15 protein-coding genes are annotated in these 14,554 nt (G+C 71.3%); 6 read left to right on the top strand and 9 right to left on the bottom strand.

The features are described 5' to 3' along the window. Positions 1-12 precede the first annotated feature (12 nt). Genes ABZ444_RS06855 through ABZ444_RS06865 form a run of 3 tightly spaced genes read right to left on the bottom strand, consistent with a single transcriptional unit; the run spans position 13 to position 2,509 of the window. Positions 13-792: an inositol monophosphatase family protein gene (locus ABZ444_RS06855; RefSeq protein ID WP_357993673.1), complete on the bottom strand. Its 780-nt coding sequence runs from the start codon at positions 790-792 to the stop codon at positions 13-15. A 34-nt stretch (positions 793-826) separates the two neighbouring features. After that, positions 827-1,447, bottom strand: coding sequence for a hypothetical protein (locus ABZ444_RS06860; protein WP_357993676.1), 621 nt, complete (start codon positions 1,445-1,447; stop codon positions 827-829). A 9-nt stretch (positions 1,448-1,456) separates the two neighbouring features. After that, positions 1,457-2,509: a hypothetical protein gene (locus ABZ444_RS06865; RefSeq protein ID WP_357968251.1), complete on the bottom strand. Its 1,053-nt coding sequence runs from the start codon at positions 2,507-2,509 to the stop codon at positions 1,457-1,459. A 192-nt stretch (positions 2,510-2,701) separates the two neighbouring features. Here ABZ444_RS06865 and ABZ444_RS06870 point away from each other — a divergent pair, with 192 nt between their 5' ends. Further along, positions 2,702-3,586: a PIG-L family deacetylase gene (locus tag ABZ444_RS06870; RefSeq protein ID WP_357993679.1), complete on the top strand. Its 885-nt coding sequence runs from the start codon at positions 2,702-2,704 to the stop codon at positions 3,584-3,586. Between the two features lie 36 nt (positions 3,587-3,622). Here ABZ444_RS06870 and ABZ444_RS06875 read toward each other — a convergent pair whose 3' ends face one another. The 3 genes from ABZ444_RS06875 to ABZ444_RS06885 are packed head-to-tail and all read right to left on the bottom strand — an operon-like array spanning position 3,623 to position 7,261. Then, positions 3,623-4,396: a sporulation protein gene (locus ABZ444_RS06875; protein ID WP_357968257.1), complete on the bottom strand. Its 774-nt coding sequence runs from the start codon at positions 4,394-4,396 to the stop codon at positions 3,623-3,625. Positions 4,397-4,406: 10 nt separating this feature from the next. Then, the gene (locus ABZ444_RS06880; RefSeq protein ID WP_357993682.1) at positions 4,407-5,648 is read right to left on the bottom strand and encodes an SPFH domain-containing protein; all 1,242 of its coding nucleotides are present in this window, start codon (positions 5,646-5,648) and stop codon (positions 4,407-4,409) included. Beyond that, positions 5,645-7,261: an SPFH domain-containing protein gene (locus ABZ444_RS06885; RefSeq protein WP_357993685.1), complete on the bottom strand. Its 1,617-nt coding sequence runs from the start codon at positions 7,259-7,261 to the stop codon at positions 5,645-5,647. Before ABZ444_RS06885 ends, ABZ444_RS06880 begins: the two co-directional genes overlap by 4 nt. A gap of 140 nt (positions 7,262-7,401) precedes the next feature. Here ABZ444_RS06885 and ABZ444_RS06890 point away from each other — a divergent pair, with 140 nt between their 5' ends. The 4 genes from ABZ444_RS06890 to ABZ444_RS06905 all read left to right on the top strand — a co-directional run bounded on the left by ABZ444_RS06890 (position 7,402) and on the right by ABZ444_RS06905 (position 11,759). After that, entirely contained in the window at positions 7,402-7,635 is a 234-nt protein-coding gene (locus tag ABZ444_RS06890; protein WP_357993688.1) for a helix-turn-helix transcriptional regulator, read from the top strand. A gap of 35 nt (positions 7,636-7,670) precedes the next feature. Further along, a complete protein-coding gene (gene uvrB, locus ABZ444_RS06895) occupies positions 7,671-9,779 on the top strand; it encodes an excinuclease ABC subunit UvrB (protein ID WP_352358255.1) in 2,109 nt (702 codons plus the stop codon). Positions 9,780-9,927: 148 nt separating this feature from the next. Continuing rightward, positions 9,928-10,551: a PepSY domain-containing protein gene (locus tag ABZ444_RS06900; RefSeq protein ID WP_357993691.1), complete on the top strand. Its 624-nt coding sequence runs from the start codon at positions 9,928-9,930 to the stop codon at positions 10,549-10,551. Between the two features lie 263 nt (positions 10,552-10,814). Then, positions 10,815-11,759, top strand: coding sequence for a COX15/CtaA family protein (locus tag ABZ444_RS06905; RefSeq protein WP_357993694.1), 945 nt, complete (start codon positions 10,815-10,817; stop codon positions 11,757-11,759). Positions 11,760-11,802: 43 nt separating this feature from the next. Here the strand turns inward: ABZ444_RS06905 and ABZ444_RS06910 are convergent, their stop codons facing one another. Further along, on the bottom strand, positions 11,803-12,675 hold the full coding sequence (locus tag ABZ444_RS06910) for an RIO1 family regulatory kinase/ATPase (protein ID WP_357993696.1): 873 nt from the start codon (positions 12,673-12,675) through the stop codon (positions 11,803-11,805). Positions 12,676-12,925: 250 nt separating this feature from the next. Between ABZ444_RS06910 and ABZ444_RS06915 the strand changes: the two genes are divergently transcribed. After that, positions 12,926-13,483: a hypothetical protein gene (locus ABZ444_RS06915; RefSeq protein WP_357993699.1), complete on the top strand. Its 558-nt coding sequence runs from the start codon at positions 12,926-12,928 to the stop codon at positions 13,481-13,483. Positions 13,484-13,632: 149 nt separating this feature from the next. On the opposite strand, the gene ABZ444_RS06920 is transcribed toward ABZ444_RS06915, so the two are convergent. Then, entirely contained in the window at positions 13,633-13,971 is a 339-nt protein-coding gene (locus ABZ444_RS06920) for a transcriptional regulator (protein WP_357993702.1), read from the bottom strand. Further along, on the bottom strand, positions 13,971-14,444 hold the full coding sequence (locus ABZ444_RS06925; protein ID WP_357993705.1) for a hypothetical protein: 474 nt from the start codon (positions 14,442-14,444) through the stop codon (positions 13,971-13,973). The genes ABZ444_RS06920 and ABZ444_RS06925 overlap by 1 nt, the downstream gene beginning before the upstream one ends. Positions 14,445-14,554 lie beyond the last annotated feature (110 nt).

A 14,554-nucleotide genomic window follows, 5' to 3' on the forward strand; every position in this document is an offset into this window, starting at 1 on the left:
GCAGCGGGGGCGTCAGCCGGGCAGCAGCGACATCAGCGCGGGAAGCGCGCGCGGGTGGGCGGCCACGAAGCTGCGGTCGTCGGCCGTGCCGTCGATGCTCTCCTCGAACGGGCCGCCGTCGAGCGCCCTGATCTCGATCCCGGCCTCCTGGGCCAGCAGCGCGCCGGCCGGCAGGTCGACCGCCTCGGCGCGGTAGCCGACGATGCCGTCGATGTCGCCGCGGGCCAGCATCGCCCACGACAGCAGCGGCGCCCACAGTTGCAGCACCCGCCGCGCGCCGACCTCCAGCGCCGCCTTCAACGCCAGCACGGTGGCGTCGCCCCTGCTCACGCCGTATCCCTGGGTCCAGGCCAGCAGCGGGCCGTGCGGGCTGGCCGTGTACGGCGGCGCCAGCCGCGCCCCCGTGGACGCCACGGCCCCGCGCCCCCGGATCGCCGACCACGTCTGGGCCGTCACCGGGTCGTGCACCACGCCCAGCACCGGCCGCCCGGCCCGGCACAACGCCACCCCCACGACGTACGTGGGCAGCCCGATGGCCACGTTGTTGGTGCCGTCGAGCGGGTCGACCAGCCACGTCCACTCGCCGCCCGCCGCGCCGATCAGCCCGGACTCCTCGGCCACGATCGCGTGCGAGGGGAAGGCCGTCAGGATGCGCTCGACCAGCAGCTTCTCCGAGGCCAGGTCGAGATCGGTGACGACGTCGCCGGCGTCGCCCTTGGCCCGGATGCCGACGGCCCCACGCGTGCCCGCCGCGAGCAGCGCCCCGGCGGCCTGGGCGGCCTCGACGGCCACAGAGCGAGCGTGATCCAGGTCCATCGGGCACCCCTCAGGTCAGGTGGGCGGTGATCAGCCGGACGGCCAGCGCCGTCTCCTCGGCGTTCAGTGCTTCCCGGGGAACGTGGTGGCTGCCCGCCCCGAGCGGGCCGAGCGACAGGTCGCGGCTGCCGGGCCGGCCGCGCCCGAGCGCGATCGTGGCCGCCTCGCCGCCCTCCGGCACCACGCTGCTGTGGAAGCGGTCGGCCGACAGGGTGTAGGTGTCGCCGGGGCCGAACAGCTCCACCAGCCCGGTCGCGTGCCGAACGGTGCGGCGGGTGGGCGAGATGCGGTCGCCGTCGGCGCCGCTGACCACCTCGAACACCCGGTGCGTGGCGTCGGGCCCCGCGTCGGTGACCACCGCGTGCACGTTGCGCACCTGGCCGTAGAGCACGTGGCTGACCAGGTCCCAGCTGTGGCAGTGGATCTGCGAGGTGGTGCTCTCGGCGTGCTGGAGCGAGTCGGACCACAGGTGGAGGCATACCCCCTCGCCGCCCTCACGCTCCAGCGGCAGGCAGACGAAGCCGAGCGGATGGCGTACGGCCCTGGGGCGCGCGGTTTCCCTCAGCACGCCGAGCGCCCACGACCTGGCCTGTCCGTCGCGGACCCGCTGGAAGACCGACCGATAGCTCATGAGTGGCACTCACGTTCCGTCTCGTCGGAGGGCCGCAGGACGCGCCTCGCCATAGGGGTCGACGGCGCGCAGGGCCTTGCGCGCGATGTCCACGACGTCGCGGCCGTCGTAGGCCTTGGGAAGAGGCACCCCGATGCGACCGAACAGGTCCTGGACCTCCTCGATCGTGGGCTCGTCGCCGAGCGGCGCCTTCTTGTACATGTCCATCGGCACCCGCCGCGCCTGCTCGAAGCTGAGCCGCAGCTCGGTGTCGCAGTTCTCGTAGTAGAACGTGCCGGCCAGCGCGGTCATGGCGCGGTTGGGGTCCTCCACCGTCATGATCAGCCGGGTGGCCGACAGGTCCCAGCGGAACGTCGTCATCGACGACGACAGGCCCACCTCGATGTCGAGCAGGCCGTAACGCTGGCGGTACCAGAAGGCGGCCAGGATCGTCGCGTACGACTCCTTCCTGACCCGGTCGGTCGTCCACGTCTCGCCGGTCGCGTCGGGGGAGTCCGACAGGGAGCGCCGGTAGTGGGCGTAGGTCTCGCACACCTCGACGTTGGACGGGTCGATCACCTCGACCCGCACCACGAGGTGCCGTTTCTCCCGGCGGGCGGCGGCCACGCACTCGGGCAGGGTGACCGCGCGCAGGTAGGTGCCGGTGCCGCCCTTGAAGCTCCACCGGGTGGTGTCCTTGCGCGCCTCGGCGTGCATCTGGGCGATCTCCTGCTTGCTGCCCAGCACCCTGACGAGCTGCAGCGCGTCGAGGGCCTTGCGGGTGCCGTGGACGAGCGTCTCGATCTCCTCCAGCCGCGACAGCCGGACGGGCAGCTGGGCCAGCGCGCCGGAGGTGATGGTCTCCTCGACCGGGGCCTGACGGGCGCGGTCGCGCAGCAGGGCGGTGGCCACCAGCGCCATGATCACCAGCGTCGCGGCGTTGACGAGCTGGGTCTGCACATCGGTCGGCACCACCTCGTCGGGCATGATGCCGAGCACGCCGATCACGACGGCCAGTAACAGCGCGATGGCGCCGTCGGCGTTCTGGGCCGCCCATGGGGCGACCCGCTTCAGCGCCGCCATGAACCGTGCCATCGTTCGCCCGCCCGTCCGACGATCAGTCAATCCCTAGGTCATCGTAACGACCGCCGGCATGCGACTTCCAGCGCACGGGAAGGAGGTATCTCCTACCCGGGAATGACATGACATCTCCCCCTAACAGCTCAGGACCGGGACCTGACCAGGTTCGATACTGGAAGCGCACGGGGGGTGGGGATGAAGGGGATCAGGATGTTCTCGGCGGCCGCGCTGGCGCTGGTGCTGGTGGCCGTGCTGGCGTGCCCGGCTCCGCCCGCCGCGGCGTGGGCGGAGGCCTACCGGCCGTCGTCGGCGGAGCGGTTCGTGCAGGTCGTGGCCCATCCGGACGACGACCTGCTGTTCATGAGCCCCGACCTGTACGGCGCCGTCCAGTGGCACCGTCCGACGGTGACCGTCTACCTGACCGCGGGCGAGGGCCAGGCCGGCTGGGACGACGACCGCGACCCCGTCGCCTACGCCCGCGACCGCGCGCAGGGCCTGCGGGCCGCGTACGCCTTCCTGGCCGGCGCGCCCGACGTCTGGCAGGTCAGGACGATCACGGTGGGCGGCTTCCCCGTCCGCCTGGAGGAGCTGGCCGACAGGCCGGCGGTCAGGCTCGCCTTCGTCGGACTGCCCGACGGCGGCGACCCGCGCGCCGACGGCGGCCGCGACGCGCTGACCAGGCTGTGGCAGGACCGCTCGTGCGTGCGCCGGTTCGGCGCCGGCCCCGAGCCGCGCTGCGTCGGCAGGAGGGACGTGGTCGGCGTGCTGCGCGCGCTCTACGCCCGCTTCCGGCCGACGGTGCTGCGCACGCTCGACCCCGAGCCGCCCGTCAGCCGGGGGCTGTGCGACCACCCCGACCACGTGGCCTCGGCCCGCTTCGCGCTGGCCGCGGCGAGCGGCCTGGGGCTGCGGGCGGTCTCCTACCGCGGCTACCCGATGACCGGCTGGGCCCCCAACGTCGCGGGGGCGCTGCGCGAGCTCAAACGCCGGGTCTTCGGCGTCTACCTGGGCCACGACTACCGCGTCGGGCACACCTGGCGCTACCGGGCCTGGACCGAGCGCATGTACCGGGTCCCCTGAGCCGGGACGGGGCCGCCCGGCTCGGGGAGCGCCCGGCTAGAACCAGCCGCGGCGGCGGGCCATCTGCTCCAGGCCGTGCTGCAACGCCTGGTCGGCCGCGCCGGGGTGGTCGTCGTAGCGCACGGTGAAGCGGTTGTAGGTGTCGTGGCTGGAGGTCAGGAAGCCGCCGCGCTTGTCGGCCTCCAGGATGACGTCCATCTGCCGCGGCCCGGCGATGAACGTCAGCTCCAGCTCGTTGAAGTGCCGCCGCCACTGGCCGCCCGCGTAGTACTCGATCTCCTGGAAGAACGGCATCGTCGAGCCGTACAGCGTGCCGCGCTCCAGGTCGGCCTTCTTGAAGCCGAAGCCCAGCCGGTCCAGGGCGGCGATGACGTGCTCCTGGGCCGGCAGCGGGCTGACGAACAGCGGGTCGAGGTCGCCCTTGTCGATCGCGCCCGCCAGCGCCAGCTCCGTCTGGACGCCGAGCCGCATGCCGTGCAGCGGGTGGCCGCCGATCGCGCTGATCGGCGTCTCCCACGGCACCATGATCTGGAACGGCTGCTGGTGCTGGGCGCCCGAGGCGAGCTGGAACGTCCCGGCGACCTGCTGGCGCAGGAAGCTGTAGGTCGTCTTGTACTCGTTGTCGCCGCTCTCGACCTCCACCACGGCGGTCAGGTCGAGGTAGATGCCCTCGACCTTGTAGTCGGAGCCGCCGCCGCGGAAGTGCACGACGCCGCGCAGCGGCTCACCGGGACGCACGGTCGTGTCGGTGAGCACCGTGTCGACCTCGACACCCGCGCCGAAGGCGGCCATCAACTTGCGGAACACCATGGGGTCTCTCCTATGCGGTGGGGGTCTGGCCGTTGGCGGCGACGTGTCCCGTGCCCGAGATGCGGGGGAGCAGCTGGGCCAGGACGAGGGTGGACAGCGCCGAGTCGGCCTGGCCCTGCTGGGTCCGTACGACCAGCGGCTGGGGGGCGTTCTCGGCGAGTTTGGCGCCCACGTCCAGGCGCCGGCGGGCCAGCTCGTACTGCAGCACGGCCCGGTTGTCGCGGTAGGACTCGGCCAGCCTGCGCAGGGCCTTGGCCTCGTTCTCGGCGGCGGTCAGGTCGGCCCTGCCGCGCGCCTCGATCTCCCACGTCACGCGCTGGGCCTCGGTCTCCTGCTCCTCCAGCATGCGCGCCACGTTCTTGCGCGCGTTGTTGTGGGCGGCCTTGACCTCGACCACGCGGGCGTCGCGGGTCTTCTTGGAGCGCTCGATCTCCATGAGCAGCGTGTCGATGCGGCGCTTGCGGGTCAGCTCCCACTCGCGCTCGTAGGCCGACAGCTCCTTGGCGACCTTCTCCCGGGTGGCCAGGTGCTGCTGGTACTGGTCGGGGAGCTGGACGTCGGGGATGTTGGCGCCGGTGACGCGCACGCCGTACCGGCCGAGCTGGCGGTTGAGCGCCTCCTGCATGTCGCCGACGTCGGAGCCGCGCAGGTCGTAGGCGCGCTCGGTGTTGACCCGCCGGCTGCGCTGCCTGATCGCGTCCTGCACGGCGCTGGAGAGCACGAGGTCGAAGTTGCCCGCGCCGATCGTCCGGACGAACGCCACCGGGTCCACGATGCGGAACTTCAGGAAGAACTCGATCGACTTCAGCGGCACGTTCTCGGCCGTCGGGCAGGCCACGATCGGCGCCGAGTACGGGATCTCGGTGGAGGTGTCCACGACCGCGTCCACCCGGTCCCACGGCAGCCACAGGTAGTGGCGGCCCGGCGGGAGCGTGCCGGTGATCGCGCCCCAGCGGCTGCGGACGCCGGTGGTGCCCTCCTCGATCTCGATGATCGCCTGGCGCCAGATCGTGACCAGCGCCACGACCAGGAAGAACAGCGCGGCCAGCGCGGCGGGCAGGGTGAGGTCGGTGAGCGCGGCCATCCCGGCGAAGTACAGGGCCAGCAGGACGAGCGCCATCCAGGCGAAGCCGCGCCGGTCCTTGGGGATCACCACCGGCACGAGCTGGCCCTGCTCGCCGCCGCGCAGGAGCTGGCGGATGTCCGACCAGGAGGCCAGCGATTCCTTGATCTTCGAGAACTCGCGGGTCATCGGACCTCACCCTCGCTCAGGCGGCCGGGCAGCAGGCGCTCGACCGTGCTTTCCAGGTCGTGGTCGGGCTCAGGCGTCGCCTGCGGCTCGCTCACGTCGGCGGCGGCCTTCTTCAGCAGGGCCGCGATCTCGTCCTCGCGGCTGCTGACGCGGGCGGCGATCTCGCCGAGCCGGCCGCGGATGGCGGCCATGTCCTCGGCGGAGAACAGCGCCGCGCCCTTGCCGCCCACGAGCTGCTGGGCCAGGGCCAGGAAGTCGATGTCGGTCTGCTCGCCGACCTGCACCACCTGCGGCAGCCGGGTGGCCACCGACTCCAGCTTGGTCAGCAGGTCCTGCTGGAAGCGGTAGTCGAGGATCTCGGGGGCCTCGGCGGCCGACAGCGCCCGGATGTCCAGGGCCTGGGCCTCCAGGAGCGCGGCGTTGGCGTTGGCCGTGGACTCGGCCTCGACCAGGCGCTGCCTGGCCTGCGCGGTGGCCTGGTGGCTGGCGCGTTCGAGAGCGGTGTCCATGCGGGCCTGGTAGCCGGCGATCTCGGCCTGGATGGCGCTCAGCGTCTCCTGGAGCCCCGCCAGCTCCTTGACCAGGTCGCCCTCGTTCTGCTCCTTGCGGAGCTGGAGCTCGTACTCGTAGGTGTAGGCCTCCTTGGCCACCCTGACCATCTCGGGGGCGGCCAGGTCCATGCGGTACTCCTGGCTGGACGGCTCGGCGTGGGTGATGTTCACGTCGGTGAGCCGTACGGCGGGCAGGAACTGCTGGTTCAGGTTCTCCAGCATGCCGAGGGTGCTCTCGCCCACCAGGTCGTAAATGTCCTCGGCCCGCTGGGCGTAGATCAGCGAGCGGGTGACCTCGCTGATGGCGTTCTGCAGCTTGGACTGGAAGCCGCTGACCGAGCCGAGCACGAAGATGAACTCGGCCGGGTTCTCGATCCTGAACTGCAGGAACAGGTCGACGCTGGCCTTGACGCCCTGCTGGGTCGGCGCCTCCCTGATGGGCGCGTTGAACGGGTACTCGCGGGTGGTGTTGACGATGTAGCTGACCCGCTTCCACGGGTTGAACAGCGTCACCCGGCCCGGGTCGGCGATGTGCACCAGCTTGCCGAACTTGGTGATCAGCGCCTTGCAGCCCTCGGGGACCATCACCATGCTCCTGCGCCACCACAGGAACGCGGCGGCCAGCACCAGCACCACCCAGTAGTGCGGGCCGAAGAAGATGTCCGACCCCGGCACGATGCCGCCGAGCGCGCCGATCAGGCCGAGGACCACCAGAACGGTCAGCGGGATGACCACCTTGGCCGTGCTGCCCTTGGGGATCACCACCGGCGAGATGACGTGCATGCCGTTCTCGGCGAAGCTGCGGTTGACGATCTCGCCGGCCTCGTTCAGCGAGGCGGACCTGGCCTCGATCAAGGTGCCGACGGAGGCGCCGCCGTCGCGGGCGGCGGCGAAGTCGTGCGGGTTGAGCGTGAAGCCCGGGGCCTGGCCGGTGAGCTGGCCGGCCTGGTCGGCGACCTGTCCGATCGCCTGGCTCATCGCCTGCCGTACGTCACCTCCTTGAGCGACCGCTTGGGCTATGCCCTGACCTGCCTGGATCAGTGCCTCTCGGGGTCGTGACATCGAACCTTCCTTTTCCGCTACAGGCGAATCCGACCGTATCGGGTATGACTTGCTGTTCGCTTGCAGTGTGTCGTCATATGACTGTTACGTCCCATAGCAGGGGTGTTATGGATGGAGCAGGTCTGCTACATGGAGGGTTGATGAGTGAGACCGTCCACAACCGCATCGCGCTGCTGCGCGCCGAGCGGGGGGTGAGCCGCAGGCAGCTCGCGCAGGCGCTGGGGGTGCACTACCAGACCGTGGGATACCTGGAGCGGGGCGAATACAGCCCGAGTCTTCACCTGGCGTTGCGCATTGCCGGATACTTCGAGGTGCCGGTCGAGGTGGTGTTCTCCACCACGCCGTTCCCCCGGATCGGGCACCCCACGGCCTGACGGTTTCTGTCGGTGGCGCCGCCTACAGTGGCAGCATGCGTCCGGTCACAGATTTGCAGCGGAAGGTGGCGCCTTTCGAGGTCGTCACCGAGATGACTCCATCCGGCGACCAGCCGACGGCCATCGCCGAGCTGGAGCGCCGCGTCCGGGCCGGGGAGAAGGACAGCGTCCTGCTCGGCGCCACCGGCACCGGCAAGACGGCCACGATCGCCTGGCTGATCGAGCGGCTGCAGCGGCCCGCGCTGGTCATGCAGCCCAACAAGACGCTCGCCGCCCAGTTCGCCAACGAGCTGCGCGAGATGCTGCCCAACAACGCGGTCGAGTATTTCGTCTCGTACTACGACTACTACCAGCCCGAGGCGTACGTGCCGCAGAGCGACACGTACATCGAGAAGGACTCCTCGATCAACGACGAGGTCGAGCGGCTGCGCCACTCGGCCACCAACTCGCTGCTCACCCGCCGCGACACCATCGTGGTCGCCTCCGTCTCGTGCATCTACGGCCTGGGTACCCCGCAGGAGTACGTCGACCGCATGGCCAGGCTCCGCGTCGGCATGGAGGTCGACCGCGACCAGCTGCTGCGCCGCCTGGTCGACATGCAGTACACGCGCAACGACCTGGCCTTCACCCGGGGCACGTTCCGGGTGCGCGGCGACACGATCGAGATCATCCCGAAGTACGAAGAGCTGGCCGTGCGCATCGAGATGTTCGGCGACGAGATCGAGAAGCTCGCCACCATGCATCCGCTGACCGGCGAGGTGATCACCGAGGACGAAGAGCTCTACATCTTCCCCGCCTCCCACTACATCGCCGGCGAGGAGCGCATGGCGGCGGCCGTGGCCGGCATCGAGGCCGAGCTGGCCGCGCGGCTGTCGGAGCTGGAGCGGCAGGGCAAGTTGCTGGAGGCCCAGCGGCTGCGCATGCGCACCACCTACGACATCGAGATGATGCGCCAGATCGGCACCTGCTCCGGCATCGAGAACTACTCCCGCCACCTCGACGGCCGCGCCGCCGGCACCGCGCCCAACACGCTGCTCGACTACTTCCCCGAAGACTTCCTGCTGGTCCTCGACGAGTCCCACCAGACCGTGCCGCAGATCGGCGCGATGTACGAGGGCGACGCCTCGCGCAAGCGCACGCTGGTCGACCACGGGTTCCGGCTGCCGTCCGCGCTGGACAACCGGCCGCTGAAGTGGGAGGAGTTCCTGGAGCGCATCGGGCAGTCGGTCTACCTGTCGGCCACGCCGGGGCCGTACGAGCTGGGGCGGGTCAAGGGCGACGTCGTCGAGCAGGTCATCCGGCCCACCGGCCTGGTCGACCCCGAGATCGTCGTCAAGCCCACCAAGGGGCAGATCGACGACCTGGTCCACGAGATCCGTGAGCGCGCCGAGCGCGACGAGCGCGTCCTGGTCACCACGCTGACCAAGAAGATGTCCGAAGACTTGACCGACTATCTTCTGGAGCTCGGCATCCGGGTGCGCTACCTGCACAGCGAGGTCGACACGCTGCGCCGCATCGAGCTGCTGCGCGAGCTGCGCATCGGCGAGTTCGACGTGCTGGTCGGCATCAACCTGCTGCGCGAGGGCCTCGACCTGCCCGAGGTGTCGCTGGTGGCCATCCTCGACGCCGACAAGGAGGGTTTCCTGCGCTCGGAGACCTCCCTGATCCAGACCATCGGCCGCGCCGCCCGTAACGTGTCCGGCCAGGTGCACATGTACGCCGACAAGATCACGCCGTCGATGGAGCGGGCCATCGACGAGACCAACCGGCGCCGGGCCAAGCAGATGGCCTACAACGAGGCCAACGGCATCGACCCGCAGCCGCTGCGCAAGAAGATCGCCGACATCCTCGACTCCCTCCAGCGAGAGGACGCCGACACCGACAAGCTCCTCGGCGGCGGCCGCCAGCAGTCGCGCGGCAAGGCCCCGGTGCCCGGCTTCGCCGCCCGCCAGGCGGGCCAGCACGCCAAGGCCATCGCGGGCGAGATGCCGCGGGCGCAGATGGAGTCGCTGATCGAGTCGCTGACCGAGCAGATGCACCAGTCGGCCGCCGACCTTCAGTTCGAGGTGGCCGCGCGGCTGCGCGACGAGATCAAGGAGCTCAAGCGCGAGCTCCGCGACATGCGCGAAGCGGGCGTCAAGTAGTGAGCGACGGCATGCGCGACGCGGGCGTCCAGTAGGGGCCGGCGGGCCTGCGGTGTGCCCCCGCGTGGCGCGCGCTGCCGGCCCCGATCCTGGGCCAGGGTTCTGACCTGCGGGAATGAAGGCCGGTTCCTGGGGCAGCGGTCCAGGTATGAACAAGTCGATCATCGGGGCTCTGGTCGGTGCGGCGGTGCTCGCCGCCGGCTGCGGCGCCGTACCGGAAGTCGGCCAGTTCGCCGTCGAGCCCACGCCGGGCCCCACCATGGGAAGCCCGTCTCCGTCGATGGAAAGCCCGCCCGCCACGGGGACCATGTCCCCCTCGCCGGGCGCCACGTCCATGCAGCCAGGGGCCGGAGAGCTCAAGGACGCCGCCAAGGTCGCGATGGCCGCGGTGCCCGGGTCCAAGGTCGTCTCCGTCGAGAGCGAGGAGAACGGCATGGTCTGGGAGGTCAAGGTCGTCGGCTCCGACGGCACGGAACACCAGGTGGACGTGCAGTCCGGCAAGGTCGTCAAGGGGCCGACGGCCGAGCAGATGGACGAGCAGGAGAAGGCCAAGATGCAAACCCGCATCACCGAGGCCAAGCTCGACTACGCCCAGGCCGCCGACAAGGTCGCCGCGGCCGTACCGGAAGGACACGTCGCCAAGCTGAAGCTCGACACCGAGAACGGCAAGACCGTCTGGCAGTCGGACGTGATGACCCCGGACGGGACCAAGCACGAGGTGATGGTCGACGCCGCCACCGGTGAGGTCACCAAGAAGAACGCCACCAGCTGACCTGCGGGGGGAGCAGGCCACCTCTGACCATCGGCGGAGGTGGCCGCCTCGCTGGGGGCGAGGCCTCGACCGGATGCGCGCGGGCTCGGGACGCCACCAGGGGGCAGAGAGGCCGGAGGCCCGGCAGGACCGGGCGGCTGCTGAAACGCCGGAGGTCGGCAGGGCCGAGGTATGTGCTCTACGGGTTGTAGAGTAAAGTCTTGATCGCGTTTTCGGCCGCCATCCGCGGCGGTTCGCCGAGCAGCAGAGAGACCTCTTCCCCCATGACCACTCCTTTCCAGTGGCTCGCCGCCCGGGTCGCCTTCGAACGAGCCGCCCTGCGACGGGCCGCGGGCGCGGCGCTGGCGACCAGCCTGATGATCATCGTGACCGGCGGAGTCGTCCGGCTGACCGGGTCCGGTCTGGGCTGTGACGGGTGGCCGCGCTGCTCGGAGGCCGGTTTCGCGGCCACGCCCGAGCTCGGCGTCCACGGTGCGATCGAGTTCACCAACCGGGTGTTGTCCGGCGTCGTGTGCGTCGCCGTCGGCTGGCTCATCGTCGTCGCCCGGCTGCAGCGCCGTCCGGTGCCCGAGCTGACCCGGTGGGGGTGGGTGCAGTTCTGGATCGTCGTGCTGAACGCGGTCGTCGGCGGCCTCACCGTGTGGGCGCGGCTGAGCCCGTACCTCGTCGCCGCGCACTTCCTGGCCGCCGTGCTGTTCCTGACCGCCACCACGGTCGTCTGGCACAAGGCCCGCCTGCTCGACCGGCCCGCGCGGCCACTCTCCACGCCGGTGGGCCGGCTTCCGGCGGCGCTGGTCGCGTCCGTGGCGGTGCTGGTCGCGGCGGGCACGATCGTCACCGGCACCGGGCCGCACGCGGGTGACTCCTCCGACGTGCCGCGCATGCCGTTCAACTGGACGGCGATGGTCTGGCTGCACGGGGCCGCCGCCGCGCTCAGCCTCGGCCTGGCCGTCGCCCTGTGGCTCAGGACCAGGCGCGAGCCGGGCTCGGCGGCCCACCTGCGCACCACGCTGTTCCTCGCCGTGCTGCTCGCCCAGGGGCTGGTCGGCCTGACGCAGATCGTGACGGACCTTCCCGAGGTCGTCGTCCTCGCCCACCTGCTCGGCTCGGCCCTGGTGTGGGTGGGCGCGGTACGCGTGCTCCTCGACACCCGGCTCCCGGCGGCGGCAGGACAGGAACGGACCCCGCTCGCCCACGCCCGTACGTAGACGATCCGCGCGGACGGGCCCGGACGCCGGGGCCGCGCTCCGGTCACGTCCGGCCGGACTCCTTGCGGAGCAGGTCGGCGAGCGCGTCGGGGTCCGCGGCGGCCACGCCCTTGGCGGCGAACCAGGTGGCCACGTTGCGGGCGTCCCGTTCCAGGTACGACGGGCCCGCGGGATGGGCGATGACGTCGACGATCTGCGGCAGGTCGATGATCACCAGCCGCCCCTCGTGCACCAGCAGGTTGTACGGCGACAGGTCCCCGTGCGCCAGCCCTTCCGCGGCCAGCGTCACCATGGCCGCCACGAGCTGCTCCCACAGGTCGTCGAGGCCGTCGGAGACCTGGGCCAGGCGCGGGGCGGCGAACCCGTCGGGGGTGCCGACGAACTCCTCGAGGATCTCCGTCCCCACGATCTGCACCGGGTACGGCACCGGTACCCCCAGCTCCCAGAGCCGGCAGAGCGCCCCGAACTCGGCCACCGCCCACTGCGCGGCGATCACCTGCTTGCCGAAGGCGGTGCGGTTGGCCATGGCCCGGTTCATCCGGCTCTCGCGGGCCCTGCGGCCCTCCAGGTAACCGGAGTCCCGGTGGAACAGGCGGTGCTCGGAGGAGCGGTAGCGCTTGGCCGCCAGCAGGCAGACCCGGTCGGTGCCGGGCACGCCACGCGAGATCAGGTGGACGTCGGCCTCTTTGCCGGTCTTGAGCAGGCCGAGCTCGGTGTCGACGGCGGCCAGCTCGGTGACCAGCCAGCCGGGGTACGGCTTCGGCCCCTTCTCGGTGGGCGTGCTCTGGTCCCAGGTGGACCAGCGGTCGCCCTCGGGCGGCCCGTCATCGGTCTCGGGGGTGCTGTCGAGCCATTCGATGTCGTCGGCGTCGAGCGCGAACTTGCCACGGCGGCGGTGCTGCGAGTGCTTGGGCACGGTGAGATGTCTCCAGTTTCGAGGCCCCACCGGCTCGCCGCACGGATCAGGTCAGCGGACACCTGGTGGGAAGGTCTGAGGTCGCGGAAAACGGCACGCGGGCAACGGTCGTCACGGTCTCAGCCTCCCTTCGTCTCGCTGCGAGCAACGCGGACGAGTATGCCGCGTCCGGCACGGCCCCCGCAATCGAATAAACGACGGCCCGATATTCGGGTGCGCCGCGACGCGCCAGGCTTGTACGGTTCGGGCCATGCGGCGATGTGAGGTGTGCGGACATCGGGAACCCGCCGGCGCGCCGGACTGCGACCACTGCGCCGGGCTGGTGGACGAACTGGTCGAGGCGGGCTGGCGGGCCTTCCTGCTGGCGGAGTTCGGCACCGTGGACCCTCCGGACGAGCAGCTCATCGCCCGCATGGTGGTCGACGAGACCGACAAGCACCCGTGGCGGGTCGTGGACGCCGCCTACGACCGCCTGACGTGCCCCGAGTGCGGCGGCAGGCTGAGCCGCGGCCCGGCCGGATGCGCCTCCTGCGACCTCGCGAACGGCTTCCGCTACTCGGCCGTCGAGATCGACCGCCCCGGCGTGCCGCCCGGCAACGAGCACGCGCTGCGGGTCAACGTGGCCGTGACGCGCCGCCCGTACGGGATCGCGGCCACGGAGGTGCTGGTGCGCCGGCTCTCGCTGCCGGTGCTGATCGAGGGCCGCCTGCCCACGACGGCCCAGGCCCAGGCCACCAAGGCCCTGGCCCGCAAGGGTGCCACGGAACAGGAGCTGGCCGCCGTGATCTACGCGGACTGGGACAGCTGAGCGTGACGCGTGGCCGGGCGAGGGGCTCCGCCATCGCCGTGGCCGAGTGAGGGGCTCTGCCGACGTTGTGGCCGGGAACGTGCGACGCCCGCGCCGTGAACCGCCGTGCCCGCGCCGTCCGCTCGCCGTGGCCTGACCCGGCGGGCCCGTCACTTCTGGTCGGCGGCGGGCTGGTCGGCGGCGGGGCGGTCGGCGGAGTCGCGGGCGAGGGCGACGATCCGCTCCAGGGCCGCCGCATGCCGCTGGAAGGCCGACCGCCCCTGCGGGGTGAGCTGCACGTACGTCCGTCGGGCCCGCTTGTCCTGGTCCTTGCGGACGACCACGTACCCGGCGGCGGCCAGCGCGGAGACCTGCTTGGACAGCGCCGAGTCGCTGGTGCCGACCGAGTCCCTGAGGAAGCCGAAGTCCACCCATTCGGCCGGCGCCAGCAGCGCCACGACCGCCAGGCGCGCCGGGACGTGCAGGAACTCGTCGAAGAGCGGATCCATCAGGCGGCCCCGCCACCCTGCTGGACGATCGACCTCATGACCAGGCGGTTGACGGGCGTGGCCGCGACGTACGCGACGGCCGCCACGACCGCGCCCGCGACCGCCTGCGACAGCAGCCCGTGCGGCGGCAGGTCGAACAGCGCGAAGGAGGCGATCCGGCCGATGCCGAAGGCCACCATGACGCAGGCCAGCAGCACCCCGTGGAACAGGGCCTCCCGGCCGGTGGCCGTCCGCCGGACCGAGGCCCGGTGCTCGTAGACGATCCCCACGCCCGCGTACACGACGACCCCGAGCGCCGCGCCGAGGTAGTACCAGGGGCTCGGCAGGTCGATGGCCGCGAGCATGACGAAGAGGCCGAGCGCGGAGACGAGCACGCGGGGGAGCGCGAAGCTCTGGCGGACGATCTGCTGCCGGGTCCTGGCCTGGAGACGGTGGATGTCGTCGAGCGAAGTCTGGGCGTCGTGCTGGTTCATGGGCCTTCCCCGAGGTCGACTACTGCTTTCCTGTAAGGAAAGTACCATCTGTTTTCCCCTCGGGAAAGTCGTCGGTGGCCGAACGGCCCGGCGCTGGGGGTGAGCCATCT

This window comes from Nonomuraea sp. NPDC005730 (genome assembly GCF_040630865.1).
GTDB lineage: Bacteria > Actinomycetota > Actinomycetes > Streptosporangiales > Streptosporangiaceae > Nonomuraea.

What these genes read in the sequence shown, in the direction of transcription:
- ABZ444_RS06860 (WP_357993676.1), bottom strand. Translation starts at nt 1,447, where the DNA reads ATGAGCTATCGGTCGGTCTTCCAGCGGGTCCGCGACGGACAGGCCAGG.
- ABZ444_RS06865 (WP_357968251.1), bottom strand. Translation starts at nt 2,509, where the DNA reads ATGGCGGCGCTGAAGCGGGTCGCCCCATGGGCGGCCCAGAACGCCGAC.
- ABZ444_RS06870 (WP_357993679.1), top strand. Translation starts at nt 2,702, where the DNA reads ATGAAGGGGATCAGGATGTTCTCGGCGGCCGCGCTGGCGCTGGTGCTG.
- ABZ444_RS06875 (WP_357968257.1), bottom strand. Translation starts at nt 4,396, where the DNA reads ATGGTGTTCCGCAAGTTGATGGCCGCCTTCGGCGCGGGTGTCGAGGTC.
- ABZ444_RS06880 (WP_357993682.1), bottom strand. Translation starts at nt 5,648, where the DNA reads ATGACCCGCGAGTTCTCGAAGATCAAGGAATCGCTGGCCTCCTGGTCG.
- ABZ444_RS06885 (WP_357993685.1), bottom strand. Translation starts at nt 7,261, where the DNA reads ATGTCACGACCCCGAGAGGCACTGATCCAGGCAGGTCAGGGCATAGCC.
- ABZ444_RS06890 (WP_357993688.1), top strand. Translation starts at nt 7,402, where the DNA reads ATGAGTGAGACCGTCCACAACCGCATCGCGCTGCTGCGCGCCGAGCGG.
- uvrB (WP_352358255.1), top strand. Translation starts at nt 7,671, where the DNA reads ATGCGTCCGGTCACAGATTTGCAGCGGAAGGTGGCGCCTTTCGAGGTC.
- ABZ444_RS06900 (WP_357993691.1), top strand. Translation starts at nt 9,928, where the DNA reads ATGAACAAGTCGATCATCGGGGCTCTGGTCGGTGCGGCGGTGCTCGCC.
- ABZ444_RS06905 (WP_357993694.1), top strand. Translation starts at nt 10,815, where the DNA reads ATGACCACTCCTTTCCAGTGGCTCGCCGCCCGGGTCGCCTTCGAACGA.
- ABZ444_RS06915 (WP_357993699.1), top strand. Translation starts at nt 12,926, where the DNA reads ATGCGGCGATGTGAGGTGTGCGGACATCGGGAACCCGCCGGCGCGCCG.
- ABZ444_RS06920 (WP_357993702.1), bottom strand. Translation starts at nt 13,971, where the DNA reads ATGGATCCGCTCTTCGACGAGTTCCTGCACGTCCCGGCGCGCCTGGCG.
- ABZ444_RS06925 (WP_357993705.1), bottom strand. Translation starts at nt 14,444, where the DNA reads ATGAACCAGCACGACGCCCAGACTTCGCTCGACGACATCCACCGTCTC.